We start from the raw sequence: 13,132 nt of genomic DNA, 5'->3' as shown, positions 1-13,132 counted from the left end.
GAAGGCCACTAACGTCGGCGCTGATTCGGACTTCAACATGGGCGATTACACCGTGGCCATCTGGGCAACCATCGGCTTGATGGTGGTGTTCACCGTGCCGGTGGTCTGGCAGTTTCTGCAGCCCAACGATGATGATTTCGGTGATCTCACCAAACGCCAGAAATAAATACGCCTAACGTCAGAGCGCCTTCTGTTGCGACTGCCTCTTACACCTGCCCACGGAGGCTCCTGAGCTTGACCAAGGCTCCCAGCTCAAGTGCTGGGATGGGCCAAGGCCTTCCGTCAGCGTCGGTGGCCGGCACTGCAGAGGTGTAGGTGGCGGATTGTGTGGGATCAGCCCCGCGTTTGATTCATCGTTTTGAGGAACGCCTGAGGACCGCTCTCGAGATCAGGCAGTTCCATCGTGGCTTCGCGTCCTTCCAGCGCTGCGGTCAACGACTCGATCATCTGGCTGTTGCCTGTGGCTTTCACAGCAGCGAGGGCTTTCTTCAGCCGTTCTTCGCGACTGCCTTGGTCTGGTGCGCCAGAAGGGGTTGACCAAGTGCTGTAGTCAACGTTCGTGGTGGAGCGGACGCTGTTCAGCTGGTTGGCAAGGTTCTCCCACAGCAGCGGCATGGATCGTTGACGGCATTTGCGGAATTCTTTCCTGACAGGGCCCCTGCCAGCCCAGTTGTGACATTTATCCACATGCTCTAGGGCAAGAGGCGGGTCGGTGCGCCCGCCTCCTGCGCTGAGACGACAAGCGTCAGTTTTTTATTCTTCAGAGATATAAATAAACGTTGCGCAGTTGTCAGGTTGAAGCCGCTTTTGTCTCAATTGCATGAACTTGCGTAACCTTTTCAGGGCAAAATGGGGCGATCGCAAGGCTTCCACAGCTTGGAGCTTCAGATTCCCTTTAGATTCTTCGGAGCGTTGCTTGTGGGCTCGTCCCTGCTATCGATGGCAAGAAGCCCGAAAGAATTTGTTCTGCTCGGAGGCACCTTCCTGTTTGGCCTCGGCACCCTCGAGCTTGCCCTTCATCTCGGCGGCTTCTAAGCCTCTGATTGGCACGTTGTGCTGCGAGGTGTGATCACCTCAGTGCAGCAGTGATGGAGTCCCTGGCTCCGAGTCCCTTCAGAGGGAGCTCAAAACCAGGGGGCATCTCGCAGTAAGTGGCTAGCGCCTTGGCTCGTTTTGGTGTGGGGTCAGCGGGCTATTGCCGCCCCACAATCACTGGTGGGGTTCCGCCGGAGAGGCCGGGCACCACTTGGGTTTGGCCGTCCCATTTGTCGAGGAAGAGCTTGTAGAGAACTCTGTCGTTCAGGCCTTTGTTGAGGGTTTCGAACTTAATCGCTTCCTGTTCAGCGATCTTCACCTCGGTTTCGGCTTTGAGCAGGCGCTGCTCGGCAATTTGTTTCTGCTCAATAGCAGAACGGTATTCCTCAGCAATCTTGAGGCCGGTGAGATCAAGCCCTTTGACTTCCACGTAGTCAAATTTTTCTAGCTCTTTGGCAACACTCTCCTCAACGATTGAGGAGATCTTGTTCCAATCTGTGGCGATCTCAACGAGCTCGTATTTTGAAAAGACTGATTTCAGTGATTTGAGTAGTGAAGGTTGAATGATCCGTGCGTAAATCCCTTCATTGCCTGTGGCGATGGTGCTGTAAACCCGTGGCGCTTCGCTGGATTTGACGGCGTATTTGATCGTTGCGGTCGCTTCGATCACCTGCAGGTCTTTGGTGAGGCTGGAGAATTCTTCAGGGCGAACCTGGGTGCGCACATTGAAGAAGTGCACGGATTGCACGAATGGGGCCTTGAGATTCAGGCCAGGCAGGCGCGCTTCGTCACTCACTTTGCCCAGCGTTGTGATCACAGCGACCTGACCAGCAGGCACCACGAAAATGGCGGCAATGGCCACGATCAAAGCCGTAAAGGCTGCGATCACGGCGAGGGATGCCTGAGCCCCAGGCTGGTTGGGGGACACGTTTTGCACTCGGTTGTTCTTGTTGCCTTGATTATGGGCAGGGTTTGCGAGCCGGTGCGGCGGCTTGACCCATCAGGATGGCGGCTTGCCTCAGCTGCTGGGATGGCTTCGTTTCTGGTCACGGGCGCAAACCGCGGCATCGGATTGGAATACTGCAGGCAGTTGCAGGCGCGCGGAGAGCAGGTGATCGCTGTCTGCCGGGAGGCTTCCCCGGACCTCGAGGCTCTGGGCGTGAGGATTGAGTCGGGGATCGAGCTCACGCGTGTGGCGTGCATCACTGACCTGGTGCAACGCTTGGCCGGCATGCCCCTCGATGGGGTGATTCTCAATGCCGGTTTGCTTCAGTCGATGGGGTTGGAGGATCTTGATGTCGAGGCGATTCGGCGTCAGTTCGAAGTGAATGCCCTTGCGCCGTTGCTGCTGGCTCGGGCCCTGGTGGATCAGATGCCCTACGGCGCCAAGCTGGCGCTGATGACCAGTCGCATGGGCTCCATCGATGACAACACGTCCGGTGGCTCCTACGGCTACAGGATGTCGAAGGTTGCCCTCAACATTGCTGGCAAGTCGCTGGCGGTCGATCTGGCGCCGCGAGGCATCGCAGTGGCGATCTTGCATCCGGGATTGGTGCGAACACGCATGATCAAGTTCAATCCCCATGGCATCACCCCAGCAGCGTCGGTGCAGGGGCTACTGGCGCGGATCGATGCCCTCACGCTCGAGCGCAGCGGTACCTTTTGGCATGCCAACGGTGAAGTGCTGCCCTGGTGAGCAGCTCTCATCGGCGGGTCTCGCTCGCTTGCCTCAACTGCCCGGTGGCAGGGTGAACCAGCAGAGCGCCACACTCACGCTGCTGAGGGCCACAACGGTGAGGGGCCAGATCTCGTCCATGGTGTGGAGACGCTGGGCCATCACGTCATAGTCGTGCCCTTTCGGAAGCTGTTCGAGTTCGTGGTAACGGCGGCCGATCCAGATCACCAGCACGAAGGCCAAGAGTGTCACCACATAGGCGATCACATACACCTGATCGAGGAAGGTGAGGAAGGGGAGCTGCGGCAGCTCATCGCGATAGGTCTGCTGCAGAAAGACCAGTGTGAGCAGCACGGTGATCGGAATGCCGGCGCGGGCATCCTGTTCATCCGGCCGCACTTTGAACACCAGCAGCACCATCGCCATCACCACGACGAGCGGCAGGATCAGTCGCCAGAACGCCGACCAAGACGACGTGCCAAAGGCAATGTCGTAGACCACAGTGCTGTAGGCCGCCGGTTCACCACCCAGTGCGAAATTCGTGGCGTAGGTATGCCGGTACTCGGCGATCGACCAGCTGCGTTTGAGCCAGCCGATGATCCCAGAGAACAGGCCCACACCGCTGTTTTCGACATCCGGAACAAACCGCAGGTTGCCGTATTCGAAGATGCCATCAACATCATCGGCCTCCAGCACAATCGGCAGGCTCACGGTGATGAAGGGGAAGTGACGGAAGCTGGCCCTGTCGATATAGAAACGGCCGATGTAGGAGAACAATTGGTAATAGCTGCCATCCGGCATGCGTTCCGCAGCGCCGATCGCTCGTAGTCCCGGATCGGCATCGGAGAGCAGTTCGTTAACGAGGATGATCCGATCCTCAAGGCCCAGGTTGTTCTTGTCCAAATACTGCTGAAGGGCGTCCCCCCAGCTCATCCAGAGGTAGCCGTTGGCCGCGAAGCTGGGAACGCTGAGGTCGAGGTCGTAGGTGTTGGTGGAGTAAATGCCCACCTGCACGCGATATAAGGCCTTGTCAGCATCGCTGGCATCCAGGCGGAAGCTTTCTTGGCCCGGGGGTGAGCTGCGGAGGGAACTCCAGCCATCCAGCTCGGTGCGGTCGGCGCGCAGTACCTGATGGCGCGGAGCTGAGCTGAGCTGCAAGCTGTCGGTTCTTGGTTCGGTGCTGAAGTTGAGCTGGCTGATGCCGGTGACGCCCAGCACCAGCGCCAGCAACAGGGCGACGGCGGCGAAGAAGTTCCAGCGTTTCTGCTTGAGGGGAGCCATGACGGCTTGAACACGGCGTTGGTCTCTGTTTGCGTCTTAGCCAGGCCGCCACTCGTCGTCTCTTGGCTGCCCGGTGCATGGCATCGGATCAGGGCAGTCGGTACACCATGCCGTAATGGCCAATCGTGGTGCCATCAGCTCCATAGGTGACCACTTTCAGGTGATCGGAGTGGTCCAACGGCAGCGCCAGCTGAATGACAGCAGCACCGGTGCTGCAAGGCTTTGGTTTGAGCGTGAGCCTTGTGATGGCATACCCCCGTTCGGTGGGCTTTCTCGAGGGCACGAGTTGATCGGGATCGTGGCCTCCAGGGACCGAGGGCAGCGTCTTGACGCTGTAGTCGCTGTCGCAGATGCCGTTGGCTTTGTTGCCCCAACGCACCCGGTTAGGTTCCACGCTGAGCACATCCAGAACGGCTCTGCCAGCTGTGCTTTGACCCTGCCAGCGGCCGAGGAAGATGTTGTGACTTGCCCAGTACTTCGGTTTTGGAATGACATTGCGGGATTGCTGCCAAAGCACTTGGAGTGTGTACTGCCCCTCACGTCTGAAGCTGATTCCTGCCGGGCTATGGCTGCGCTGGTAGGTCACCCCCTGTTCGTCACTGGGGAAGCGGAAAGCCCAGCTGTTGAAACGGACGTTGACGTTCCCCTGGCTCTGACTAAAGCGACAGGTTCCCCGTTCGCTCGGAACGGTGGAGTGATCACGACTGAGGATGCACGTGGCTTGCGTGCTGTCTGCCAGGGCCATGGCTGTGGGAGCGATGCTGCCAACCAGGGCAAGAGCGAGGTGGCGCATGGATGGCAGGCTTCTGCTCGCATTGTCTCTTCCCGCATCGTGAGCGGGGTGATAGTGGCCGCTATCTGAAGAGGCGGCAAACCTCCCTGTCGGTTGCCTGGATTGGAGCCACTTCGAGATGCCAAAAACAGTCGCAAAAAAACATGCCTGATCTCGGCAAGTCCAACATTCAAGAGGGCTTTTGCTGACAGCAGCACTGCGCTCAATATCCTGAGTTCATTGGAGCTGGAGTGATGCAAACAAAACTTGAAGCTGGTGAAGCGATTCTTCGAAAATCGCCGGCCAATCACCAGCGCGGTATCGAGGCTGTCGGAGGCAGGCTGTACCTCACTCAGCAGCGTTTGATTTTTGAGGCACATGCCTTCAATGTTCAGACAGGGGCTACGGTTGTTCCCTTGCCCAGTATTACTGCCTTAAGGAAAGACTGGACGCTTCTGTTTGGCGCCATCCCTGTATTCCCCAATTGTCTTGTGGTGTCCTCCCAAGCAGGAGAAGACAATCGCTTTACTCTGTTCCGTCGCACACCTTGGATCGAAGCAATCCAAAAGCTAAAAGGGATGACATAGGTTTCATTTGATTTGATTTGATTTGATTTGAGCCCGGTCTTTCTTGCTGTGTTGTTCGAAGTGGTGGGGAAAAGACTCTGGCTTGGTTGCTTGGATGCCCATAAATGGCTTGAACAATCTCTTCGTTGATCAAGGCGTATAGGCGCTTAATAGTTTCTGCCTTTTAAATAGTTTTTGATTGCTTTATGGGCAATCAATGCCACCAGAGATGAGGCTGCAATCACAATGACGCCTCCAGTGATGTCGCCTTGGAGTAAGGCAATAAAACCAAAGAATGCAATCAGGGAGAGGAACGCGTAGATCGCTGCAACGCCTCGCCACAGGAAGGCGTTGAGATCACCGTTGTAGAAGACCACTTGTCTCGTTGCAATTGTGTTTTGGCGATGCTGATGCGTGCATGCGTGTTCAGGATGGATGGCGACGGCGTTTGTCTTGATCAAGCTTGATTTGGTGTTCCAAGCTGTGGATCGCAGAGACGCCGAAAGGACGGGGCAAGCAGAGCTGGCAAGGCTTCGACGTCTCCAGTCTTCGGAGCTGTCTCTACATCCTTCAGAAGGAAGGCCGCCCTTCCGTGGTGGAAAGACGGCCTACGTCGCTCGCTTGTGCATGGTTCAACCCCGTCACTGCAGAAGAGAGAGGTAGGGGCGAAGCGTCTGGCGATGGCGTCCCTGGGGCCATGACGTCCAGGTGTGTGGCTGATGCAGCTCCGGGGCACCTGTGGCGATGCAATGGAGTGTCGATTCACGGGGCGGACCTGAAACGCCCGCGAAAGGACCAGCCTCACGGATGGGTGGAAACTGTTGGAGCAGGGGCCAAAAAGTCAGTCTGCTTCTCGGGTTTGCTCAGGTGGAGTGTCGGCTGTCATCAGCGCCTCCGATCTCGATGCAGTCACTTTGGGTGAGGTGACCTGGTTTGCCTATCAGTGTTCATGCGCATTGCCTTTTTGTGCTGGTTCAGCTGAAAGTGGCAATGGCTTGCCTACAGCGGAACTCCCCACCGTGGTGGCGGGGCGTTCCGGATATCGCGGCCTGGTCTGGGTCGGTGATGACGTCGTTGTTGGGGTCCTTCATCGTGCATTCACGATCGCCTCGTGGTCGTGCTGCGGCTGTGAGTTGGCTCACGTCGATCGGTGAGCTGACGCATGGGCCTCCTCGTTTCAGTTCGATGCCATGGCTCCTAGAAGAGCCAGGACTGTTGGTTGTTGATCAAAAATCGGCGGCGAAATCGTCAGTCACTGTGGGCAGCATCTCTGCCATCAGTTGGTCTTGGCTTGGCGTTGCAGGTCGCTTGAGGCTGTCCACCTCCTCTTGAAGCATGCGCATGTGGGTGGTCATTTGCCGGGTGAGGTTCTCGAGTGCTTCAGTGCGCTCCTTCAGCTTGGTGAGAGCATCCCGCGCTGCTTGGTCTGTGGCTGTGATTGACGCTGGTGCTGCGATCACAGAGCGCAGGGCAAGCTGGATCGCTGCGTTCAGATCCAGGCCGTTGGTCAGCGCATAGGCCTCAAACTTGTCCAGCAAGGCTGCATCGCATTGCAGGGTCAGAGACCTGGTGCTGGAAGTCATCACAACACGGGCATCTCAGCTGCCAGGCGACACGCGGGCTGAATGTAGATCCGCCCATCTGTCCCTGCGCTGCGGATCAGGCAGTCAAGGCTGTTCAGCTTCAAGTTGGCAACAGCAAGCATGAGCTTCAGGGCAACAGGAAACGCCGAGATGGATGAGGCGTTGGTGCCCGCGAGCGCACGCTTGGTAACAGCTGATACTCGGATGAAGCAGTTGAAACGTTTGTCCCGAAACTCCAGTATCCATAGTAAAAAGCGTTGAAATTGATCCCGACTATGCAAGGGCTTCTGAGAAGACTGGGCATCCTCAAGCCGAAGAAGTCAGAGACAACTCCGCCGGTCAGGTCTTTTCTGTCCTGCAAGATCTCGTCGGGACAGATTGATTGCAATTGGAAGCTTCGCGACGAAACCAAAAAGCTTGTTTCCAAGAGTTATGACTCAACCCTTGTTTTAAGGCTTAAGAGCATCGCTACGGGGGATTCTTCCCGTGGAATGACTGCAGTGATTGAAACCGAAACCAGCATCTGGAAAGAGGCGGCCACGATCAACATGCCGACTGAGAGCGGCAAGTTAATGCTGGAGTTGGGTTACAGAGATGCTGATGGCATTTTCATCACCCTTGAGTTTTCGCTGATTGATCTAGGCCCGATCGTGGTTCCTATGCCCCAAGATCAGGATTGGTTCGCAGTGAAAGAGATGCCAGGCTTGCACCAAAGGATGTATGAGTTGGCCTCCAAAAACCTTTCCATTGGTGGATCAGAGACGTTCCAGGATCTTCGTGGTTAGAGAGGGATAGTTGCCCCCACGTCCAATGCAACTCCATTCTGGGCCTGGCCCCTCTCAGCGGCTGATGCAGCTCTCCTGGTTGTTGGGCTTCGTTGGTTTCTGGGGAGGGTTTGGCGCACTGCAGCGTGGTGATCTGGCGTCGGCGACGGCCTGGATCAGTAGTTGGGTGGTTGGTGGTATTGGTGTGGTGTCGTTTTTACGGCATGCCGTGTTTCACCGCAGTGATGCGAAGCGGATGAACTGGGACTATGGCAAGCGCAACGATTTTCAGCTGGAGGCGGGATTTGCCAACCTCGCCTGGGGATTGGTCGGATTGATCGCTTGGGCGCAAGCCTGGGCGATGCAGACGCAGGGGGCTGTGATTCTTGTGTTTGGAATTTATATGGCGCAGGCGGCAGGATTGCACCTGTTTGATCCAGGCGAGCGCAACGCTAAGCGTGCAGCACAGCTGGTGAATGTTGTGTTTGCGGCCTGCCTGCTGTTCTTCGGCTCGTTGGCACTTCTCCACGCTTGATCGCGCTCCAGCCAAAGAGCGGAAGCGCCGATGCCTGCGTCAAGGTTGCGATGCAGGCACGAGATCAATCACCACGGCAGTGGCGGGTTGTGCCGAGTTGTTCATCCAGCCATGGCGTACACCGCTCGACTCGAACACGGCGTCACCTGCCTGGCGCTGGATCCTTCGCTGCCCGGTGCCGTCTTGGCGCACTTCGATCAGGTTGCCGCTGAGGATGTAGGCGACGCCGGGGCGGCGCTGGTGTTCATGCCAGGCCACGGATCCGCCGGGTGCGATGGTGACCCGCCGCGTGCGCAGCACCCGTCCCTCCAGGCCTTCAAACTCCTGGGAGAGATCCACGCTGCCCAGGGGTTGCACCGTCACCTTCGCGGTGCTGGATGGTGCATCACCTGAGGCGGGGCGTTGTTCCGCTGCGGGTGTGACGCTGTTGGCCAGTGGCTGCTGATGGAGTGAGCAGGCGGCAGCAGGCAGAGCCATTGAAGCGAGGCTGAACAACAGCGAGGCCGTTGTGCGCATGACCGAGGGGAATGGTTGGCCTCATCCTCGCGGTGGTTGGCTTGCTCGTCTCATCCGGCCGGGGCTGGCTTCAGCGTTCAGAAAGAACAGCCGCGCGTTAGTGCCTCCGGTACAACGGCCTCAGTGAGAGCGACGGGCCCATGATCACTGATCAGTTGCTGAAGCAGATTCAGGCGGTGGCCGTGCAGTCGCGGCGCCCGATCTGTTCGCAAGACATCCGCCGCACTTGGATGGCCACCAGCCAGCTCACGGAGCAGAAAGCCAAAGCCTGTTTCCATACCCTCGAAATGCTCGGGGCCGGTGCAACGTCCACCGACGGCTCCGGCACCATGCTCTACAGAGCCGTGATCGCCTTTGATTGAGCGGCTTGAGCGCTAGTCGAAAGCCCCACCGTGATGGCGGGGCTCCCTGGATATCGCGGCCTGGTCTGGGTTGGTGAACACGTCTTTTGGTTTGTCCTTCACCGTGCGTTCACGATCGCCCGATCAAGGTTGGGAGCATGTGAGCGGGCTCACACCAGCCTGTGTTGTTGCGCACCGCATCGGCTTGGTTTGAAAAGGCCGTCAGGGTTCGGCTGCGGCGAATGGAAGCAAGTGCAGAGCCAGGTTTGATCGGTTGGAGCCTGATCGACTGCCCAGCACAGTTGTGCTGGAACTCTTCATTTTTCCTTCCAGGTTGTCAGCATTTAATCCGCCTAGTGTGACAATCCATTAGGCGCACATTTCCATGAAAGGACATGCTGTGTTCCCGTTGTCGTCCCTCAAGTGGGGTGAGGATGGCGATCTTTCTCAGCACGACACTGCTGCTCTGATCTCTCGCCTAGCCAGGGCCGAGAAATCCCGTCGCAGCTTGGTTGATCACCACAACCTCAAGTTGGGAAGGTCGTATAAGCCAAGGGTTCCCACGCCCTTGCCGCTCTAACTTTCTCGCGTTGTTGATTGCATTGATCGCCCTCGGTTTGTCTTGAGGAGGGCGATCAATGCTTTACCAGTTCTGTTCAGTCTTTTCGGCCCTTGAGGTAAGCCTCATCCGCTTCCTGCATAGCTGCGTCATCGTCGTGAAACGTGCAGCGATAGAGCAGGTTGTTGATGCGCTCGACATCGAGCTCGCGCTCACCCACGTCATCCCACAGGCGGCGTGAAAGCTCCTCGTCTGCGAGCTTGAATTGGGCTTCTGCCAGATCCCGCGTGATCGAGAAATAAGCTTGGCGATCGTTGCGGCTGCGGGCTTCCGCAGTGGTGATGACAGGGGCGACCTGATCCTTCACGTAGGCGACGCCGCGGTAGCTCAGGTGCGGATGCAGGTCGCGCTGAGCCTTCTCACGGCAGGTGTTGTAGTGCTGTTGGTGGTAATTCAGCACGCGGCAGGCTTTTGGAGCTGCTTCGTGGTGGGGTTCGTAGGTCTTGCCCCTGTAGAGAAGTGCACTCATGGTGTCGTTCCAGCGAAAGCTCAGGTCCCCGTTCCCTGGCCTGAGGCGAATTGCGCTCCGCCTAACGACGGAGTGAACGTGTGTAGTGGTTGCTACAGATCTATTCAAGCGATGCCTGCTCTCGGTTTCGCCGATGCATCGAATTTCTTTACTCCTTCGCGCCTAAGTAGTGATACTTAGTGGGCTCGGATTCAGTCCGAATTAGCCTGGTCTGCATCCTCCAGTCTGTGCCAACCGTGGTGGCTGAAGTGTTGGTGCCGCAGAACATCTGCGCGGCAATCTGCAGGGGCAGGGATCCTGACGCTCCAACCCGATTGGCTGGTGGTTGGATGCATCGAATCGCCACGCTAAACACTGGCTATTGCGATCAATCCTGCGGTTTCAAGTTGGAGTAGGCCGCACGATCACCGCCAACAGGATGGCTGCTGACCCGCTCACTCTTGCGCAGGATGCGTGTCCCTCCGCTGGCTGACGGGCCTGGCGTCAGTGGATGCAATCACTGGCGGTCTGGTCGCCGAGGTTGGCCTGCAGCCCCTTCAGTTTCTGTTCGCAGAGCTGCAACAGCTCAGAGGCCTGGATCTGCCTGTTCTGCACCTCCAGTGCCATCGCGCTGAAGCTGGCCGTGCCATGGGGGAGGTCAATGGCTGCGCTCGAATGCCGCAGGGCCATGCGCATGGCCACGGCCCTGGCAAGAGCGGACTGGATGTTGGTGTCCGGCAGAAGCACCGCGATCATGCGCTGGTCCATCAGCCCGATGAAGTCGCTGTCGTTGCTGTTGTCCGTACAGATGCTGCAGATCGAGAGCAGCCAGCGCAAGCTGTTGGTGATGCCCAGCACGCCGCAAACGTCTTCGTGTTGATCGCAGGCCAGGGCAATCAGGCTCAGTGGTGTCTGGGTTGTGGCGGCACGCTCTAGTTCACGGGTCAGCACAAACGAGAACAGGTGTGATTTGGCCACGAGTCCGTTCTGGTGGGTCAGCAACGCATGTCGCGCGATCAGGTCCCGGTTGACGATGTCGCTGAGATCTTCCAGCAGTTGCAGTTGCGCCTGGCTGATCGTTCTGGTGTGGTGATCGATCACGCAAAGCGTTCCCAGCTTGTGCTGCTTCTTCCCCCTCAGCGGGCAGCCGGCATAGAAGCGGATGTGCGGGCTTGAGGTGACAAGAGGATTGTTGGAAAAACGCGGATCTTGCCGGGCATCTGGCACCACCAGCGGCGTGTCTTGCTGGATGGTGTGCGTGCAGAACGACACAGCCCGCGGAATTTGCTTCTGGTTCAGCCCATGGCGGGCCAGACACCACTGCCGGTCTTGATCAATCAGTGAGATCAGCGCAATCGGGGTGTCCATCACCGTTGCGGTCAAACGCACCAGCCTCTGCAGGGCGGCATCCTCGGGCTGATCGAGCAGTCCGGAGCGTTCAAGGGCCCTGACGCGCTCGAAGTCGGAGCCTGATCTGCGGTCGGTCGCTTGCGGCATCTGCGGCAAAGGCACGGGGGCTATGGAGATGGGATCGTCTCTTCACGTCCACTGGGCAGGTCTTCCCTTCGTTCTATGTCTCTTGCTTCGCGGCTGTCATGAAGTGATTGGCTTAATTCCTGCGCACTGATGGGCTCAGGATCCGTAGCGGTCAAACACCTGGGTGGTGCCGTCATCATCGAGGCTGAGCACGGCGAAGGCCTCGGCGTGGATGCCCTCACCGTCCATCCCGGGGGATCCCATCGGCATGCCTGGAGCGCTGAGTCCGCGCAGCGCCGGTCGCTGCTTCAGGAGCCGCTGGATGGAGCGGGCCGGTACATGGCCTTCGATCACATAGCCGTCCACCACTGCCGTGTGGCACGACTCCAGTTCTGCTGCAATGCCATGCTCTGTTTTGACGGCGGCCATGTCTTCATGCACCGCATCGGTGACGCTGAAGCCGGCCGCGGTGAGGTGTGCCTCCCAGGCGGTGCAGCACTCGCAGTTGGCGGAACGGTGAACCGTGATGGGACTGGACAGCATCAGGACTGTGCTGAGCAGGGTGCCAATCAGTTGCAGGGCTATGGGCATCCCATCTCCGTCGTCAAGCTCGAGTGCGTGGGCTGATGCCCTTCATGCTGAACCAGCCTTGGCTGTTGTCCAACCATTGCAACGCCAGTGGTTGCGGTCACCGTTCGCTCACTAGTGTGATTGCAATGAGGGAGGTGGTGATGACGCTTCTTCTTTGGATCAACCTGGTGTTGGTCGCGGTGATCCTTGCCGACTACGTCGTTCGTCAGGTGATCGAGCGGATCGGAGAATGGCGCCGCCTGCGCGGCCTGCTGTCTGGTCATCCCGAAATGACAGGCGTGCATCCTGAGCAATACGGTCTGATGGTGTTCGAGATCGAAGAGGATCTCGCCTCGTTCATCCTCGATAACGATGCCCCCGGCCAGGATCGTCCCTTCTGTGTGGTCGTTCCCGATTTCGACGACGACGACTGAAGGCAGCCATCAGCCCGCCTGCCTGGGGCATGGACGGGCTGGGAATGGCATCAGCCGTGGGCTCGCAGCTGATCCCATTGCTTGATCAGGGCTCGGGGGACCGGCCGAGCATGGTAGTCACGGGGATCGGTTGGACCATGCCGCAGCACGGCATTCACCATCACCACGGGTTGACGGCTGCGGTTGATGGCGCCGTGGGGAACGCCCGGAGGGATCCTCACCCAGGTGGCTTCGTCCTCTCGCAAGCTGATGCGATGCAGTCTGCGGTTCTGCAGAACAATCAGCTCGACGCTGCCACGTAGCACCATCAGTTGATCGGTTTGATGGCGATGACAGAACAATTCCGGAACGTTGGATCGGCTCACTTCAGCCACTAGGGTTTCATCGCTTGGGAGTGGATCGCTAAAAAAGGCGACACCGGCCTTTAGGCCAGTGCAGGGCAAAATCTCCACGGATTGGCGTGCATGCATGATTCGACGCGTGATTGCATCAAGGATCGCGAAATCCAGAGCACAAT

At 58.1% G+C, this 13,132-nt stretch carries 19 protein-coding genes; 8 read left to right on the top strand and 11 right to left on the bottom strand.

Going from position 1 to position 13,132, the window contains the following annotated elements; genetic code table 11:
• The first annotated feature begins 37 nt into the window (after positions 1-37).
• The gene (locus tag SIB72_RS13565) at positions 38-166 is read left to right on the top strand and encodes a hypothetical protein (protein ID WP_256359477.1); all 129 of its coding nucleotides are present in this window, start codon (positions 38-40) and stop codon (positions 164-166) included.
• A gap of 167 nt (positions 167-333) precedes the next feature.
• Here SIB72_RS13565 and SIB72_RS13560 read toward each other — a convergent pair whose 3' ends face one another.
• Complete coding sequence (locus SIB72_RS13560) at positions 334-615, bottom strand: hypothetical protein (protein WP_115018696.1); 282 nt, start codon at positions 613-615, stop codon at positions 334-336.
• 577 nt (positions 616-1,192) lie between these two features.
• Positions 1,193-1,924 carry a prohibitin family protein gene (locus SIB72_RS13555; RefSeq protein ID WP_413745139.1) on the bottom strand — a complete coding sequence of 244 codons (732 nt, stop codon included), beginning with the start codon at positions 1,922-1,924 and terminating at the stop codon, positions 1,193-1,195.
• A gap of 141 nt (positions 1,925-2,065) precedes the next feature.
• Here SIB72_RS13555 and SIB72_RS13550 point away from each other — a divergent pair, with 141 nt between their 5' ends.
• Positions 2,066-2,731, top strand: a complete 666-nt coding sequence (locus SIB72_RS13550) for an SDR family oxidoreductase (protein ID WP_413744188.1) — start codon at positions 2,066-2,068, stop codon at positions 2,729-2,731.
• A 33-nt stretch (positions 2,732-2,764) separates the two neighbouring features.
• Here the strand turns inward: SIB72_RS13550 and SIB72_RS13545 are convergent, their stop codons facing one another.
• The gene (locus SIB72_RS13545) at positions 2,765-3,991 is read right to left on the bottom strand and encodes a hypothetical protein (protein WP_413744187.1); all 1,227 of its coding nucleotides are present in this window, start codon (positions 3,989-3,991) and stop codon (positions 2,765-2,767) included.
• An 88-nt stretch (positions 3,992-4,079) separates the two neighbouring features.
• Positions 4,080-4,784: a hypothetical protein gene (locus SIB72_RS13540; protein ID WP_413744186.1), complete on the bottom strand. Its 705-nt coding sequence runs from the start codon at positions 4,782-4,784 to the stop codon at positions 4,080-4,082.
• Positions 4,785-5,017: 233 nt separating this feature from the next.
• Between SIB72_RS13540 and SIB72_RS13535 the strand changes: the two genes are divergently transcribed.
• Positions 5,018-5,350: a GRAM domain-containing protein gene (locus tag SIB72_RS13535; RefSeq protein ID WP_413744185.1), complete on the top strand. Its 333-nt coding sequence runs from the start codon at positions 5,018-5,020 to the stop codon at positions 5,348-5,350.
• Positions 5,351-5,496: 146 nt separating this feature from the next.
• Here the strand turns inward: SIB72_RS13535 and SIB72_RS13530 are convergent, their stop codons facing one another.
• The gene (locus tag SIB72_RS13530) at positions 5,497-5,790 is read right to left on the bottom strand and encodes a hypothetical protein (RefSeq protein WP_413744184.1); all 294 of its coding nucleotides are present in this window, start codon (positions 5,788-5,790) and stop codon (positions 5,497-5,499) included.
• A 411-nt stretch (positions 5,791-6,201) separates the two neighbouring features.
• On the opposite strand from SIB72_RS13530, the gene SIB72_RS13525 reads away from it, so the two are divergent.
• Positions 6,202-6,483 carry a hypothetical protein gene (locus SIB72_RS13525; RefSeq protein ID WP_413744183.1) on the top strand — a complete coding sequence of 94 codons (282 nt, stop codon included), beginning with the start codon at positions 6,202-6,204 and terminating at the stop codon, positions 6,481-6,483.
• 72 nt (positions 6,484-6,555) lie between these two features.
• Here SIB72_RS13525 and SIB72_RS13520 read toward each other — a convergent pair whose 3' ends face one another.
• Positions 6,556-6,912: a hypothetical protein gene (locus tag SIB72_RS13520; RefSeq protein ID WP_137007049.1), complete on the bottom strand. Its 357-nt coding sequence runs from the start codon at positions 6,910-6,912 to the stop codon at positions 6,556-6,558.
• A gap of 275 nt (positions 6,913-7,187) precedes the next feature.
• On the opposite strand from SIB72_RS13520, the gene SIB72_RS13515 reads away from it, so the two are divergent.
• Together SIB72_RS13515 and SIB72_RS13510 are read left to right on the top strand one after the other, a co-directional pair.
• The gene (locus SIB72_RS13515) at positions 7,188-7,697 is read left to right on the top strand and encodes a hypothetical protein (protein ID WP_413744182.1); all 510 of its coding nucleotides are present in this window, start codon (positions 7,188-7,190) and stop codon (positions 7,695-7,697) included.
• A gap of 64 nt (positions 7,698-7,761) precedes the next feature.
• Positions 7,762-8,211 carry a DUF6790 family protein gene (locus tag SIB72_RS13510; protein WP_413744181.1) on the top strand — a complete coding sequence of 150 codons (450 nt, stop codon included), beginning with the start codon at positions 7,762-7,764 and terminating at the stop codon, positions 8,209-8,211.
• A 39-nt stretch (positions 8,212-8,250) separates the two neighbouring features.
• On the opposite strand, the gene SIB72_RS13505 is transcribed toward SIB72_RS13510, so the two are convergent.
• Positions 8,251-8,727: a cupin domain-containing protein gene (locus SIB72_RS13505; protein WP_413744180.1), complete on the bottom strand. Its 477-nt coding sequence runs from the start codon at positions 8,725-8,727 to the stop codon at positions 8,251-8,253.
• Positions 8,728-8,867: 140 nt separating this feature from the next.
• Here SIB72_RS13505 and SIB72_RS13500 point away from each other — a divergent pair, with 140 nt between their 5' ends.
• Positions 8,868-9,089 (top strand): hypothetical protein, encoded by a 222-nt coding sequence (locus SIB72_RS13500; protein ID WP_115018727.1) that lies wholly within the window; start codon positions 8,868-8,870, stop codon positions 9,087-9,089.
• Positions 9,090-9,724: 635 nt separating this feature from the next.
• On the opposite strand, the gene SIB72_RS13495 is transcribed toward SIB72_RS13500, so the two are convergent.
• The 3 genes from SIB72_RS13495 to SIB72_RS13485 form a co-directional block, all read right to left on the bottom strand.
• Positions 9,725-10,156, bottom strand: a complete 432-nt coding sequence (locus SIB72_RS13495) for a DUF4278 domain-containing protein (RefSeq protein WP_413744179.1) — start codon at positions 10,154-10,156, stop codon at positions 9,725-9,727.
• Between the two features lie 483 nt (positions 10,157-10,639).
• Entirely contained in the window at positions 10,640-11,647 is a 1,008-nt protein-coding gene (locus tag SIB72_RS13490; RefSeq protein WP_413744178.1) for a GAF domain-containing protein, read from the bottom strand.
• Between the two features lie 120 nt (positions 11,648-11,767).
• Positions 11,768-12,202 (bottom strand): DUF411 domain-containing protein, encoded by a 435-nt coding sequence (locus SIB72_RS13485; RefSeq protein ID WP_413744177.1) that lies wholly within the window; start codon positions 12,200-12,202, stop codon positions 11,768-11,770.
• Positions 12,203-12,342: 140 nt separating this feature from the next.
• Between SIB72_RS13485 and SIB72_RS13480 the strand changes: the two genes are divergently transcribed.
• A complete protein-coding gene (locus tag SIB72_RS13480; protein WP_413744176.1) occupies positions 12,343-12,615 on the top strand; it encodes a hypothetical protein in 273 nt (90 codons plus the stop codon).
• Positions 12,616-12,665: 50 nt separating this feature from the next.
• On the opposite strand, the gene SIB72_RS13475 is transcribed toward SIB72_RS13480, so the two are convergent.
• Positions 12,666-13,085 carry a cupin domain-containing protein gene (locus SIB72_RS13475; RefSeq protein WP_413744175.1) on the bottom strand — a complete coding sequence of 140 codons (420 nt, stop codon included), beginning with the start codon at positions 13,083-13,085 and terminating at the stop codon, positions 12,666-12,668.
• Between the last annotated feature and the right edge of the window lie 47 nt (positions 13,086-13,132).

It is taken from the genome of Synechococcus sp. MIT S9451 (assembly GCF_047304725.1).
GTDB lineage: Bacteria > Cyanobacteriota > Cyanobacteriia > PCC-6307 > Cyanobiaceae > Synechococcus_C.
This window is presented reverse-complemented; position numbering and strand designations above follow the sequence as displayed.

Bases quoted from the DNA above. Each gene is read 5' to 3' on its own strand.
- SIB72_RS13565 (WP_256359477.1), top strand. From the start codon at position 38: ATGGGCGATTACACCGTGGCCATCTGGGCAACCATCGGCTTGATGGTG.
- SIB72_RS13560 (WP_115018696.1), bottom strand. From the start codon at position 615: ATGCCGCTGCTGTGGGAGAACCTTGCCAACCAGCTGAACAGCGTCCGC.
- SIB72_RS13550 (WP_413744188.1), top strand. From the start codon at position 2,066: ATGGCTTCGTTTCTGGTCACGGGCGCAAACCGCGGCATCGGATTGGAA.
- SIB72_RS13545 (WP_413744187.1), bottom strand. From the start codon at position 3,991: ATGGCTCCCCTCAAGCAGAAACGCTGGAACTTCTTCGCCGCCGTCGCC.
- SIB72_RS13540 (WP_413744186.1), bottom strand. From the start codon at position 4,784: ATGCGCCACCTCGCTCTTGCCCTGGTTGGCAGCATCGCTCCCACAGCC.
- SIB72_RS13535 (WP_413744185.1), top strand. From the start codon at position 5,018: ATGCAAACAAAACTTGAAGCTGGTGAAGCGATTCTTCGAAAATCGCCG.
- SIB72_RS13520 (WP_137007049.1), bottom strand. From the start codon at position 6,912: ATGACTTCCAGCACCAGGTCTCTGACCCTGCAATGCGATGCAGCCTTG.
- SIB72_RS13515 (WP_413744182.1), top strand. From the start codon at position 7,188: ATGCAAGGGCTTCTGAGAAGACTGGGCATCCTCAAGCCGAAGAAGTCA.
- SIB72_RS13510 (WP_413744181.1), top strand. From the start codon at position 7,762: ATGCAGCTCTCCTGGTTGTTGGGCTTCGTTGGTTTCTGGGGAGGGTTT.
- SIB72_RS13505 (WP_413744180.1), bottom strand. From the start codon at position 8,727: ATGCGCACAACGGCCTCGCTGTTGTTCAGCCTCGCTTCAATGGCTCTG.
- SIB72_RS13500 (WP_115018727.1), top strand. From the start codon at position 8,868: ATGATCACTGATCAGTTGCTGAAGCAGATTCAGGCGGTGGCCGTGCAG.
- SIB72_RS13495 (WP_413744179.1), bottom strand. From the start codon at position 10,156: ATGAGTGCACTTCTCTACAGGGGCAAGACCTACGAACCCCACCACGAA.
- SIB72_RS13485 (WP_413744177.1), bottom strand. From the start codon at position 12,202: ATGCCCATAGCCCTGCAACTGATTGGCACCCTGCTCAGCACAGTCCTG.
- SIB72_RS13480 (WP_413744176.1), top strand. From the start codon at position 12,343: ATGACGCTTCTTCTTTGGATCAACCTGGTGTTGGTCGCGGTGATCCTT.
- SIB72_RS13475 (WP_413744175.1), bottom strand. From the start codon at position 13,085: ATGCATGCACGCCAATCCGTGGAGATTTTGCCCTGCACTGGCCTAAAG.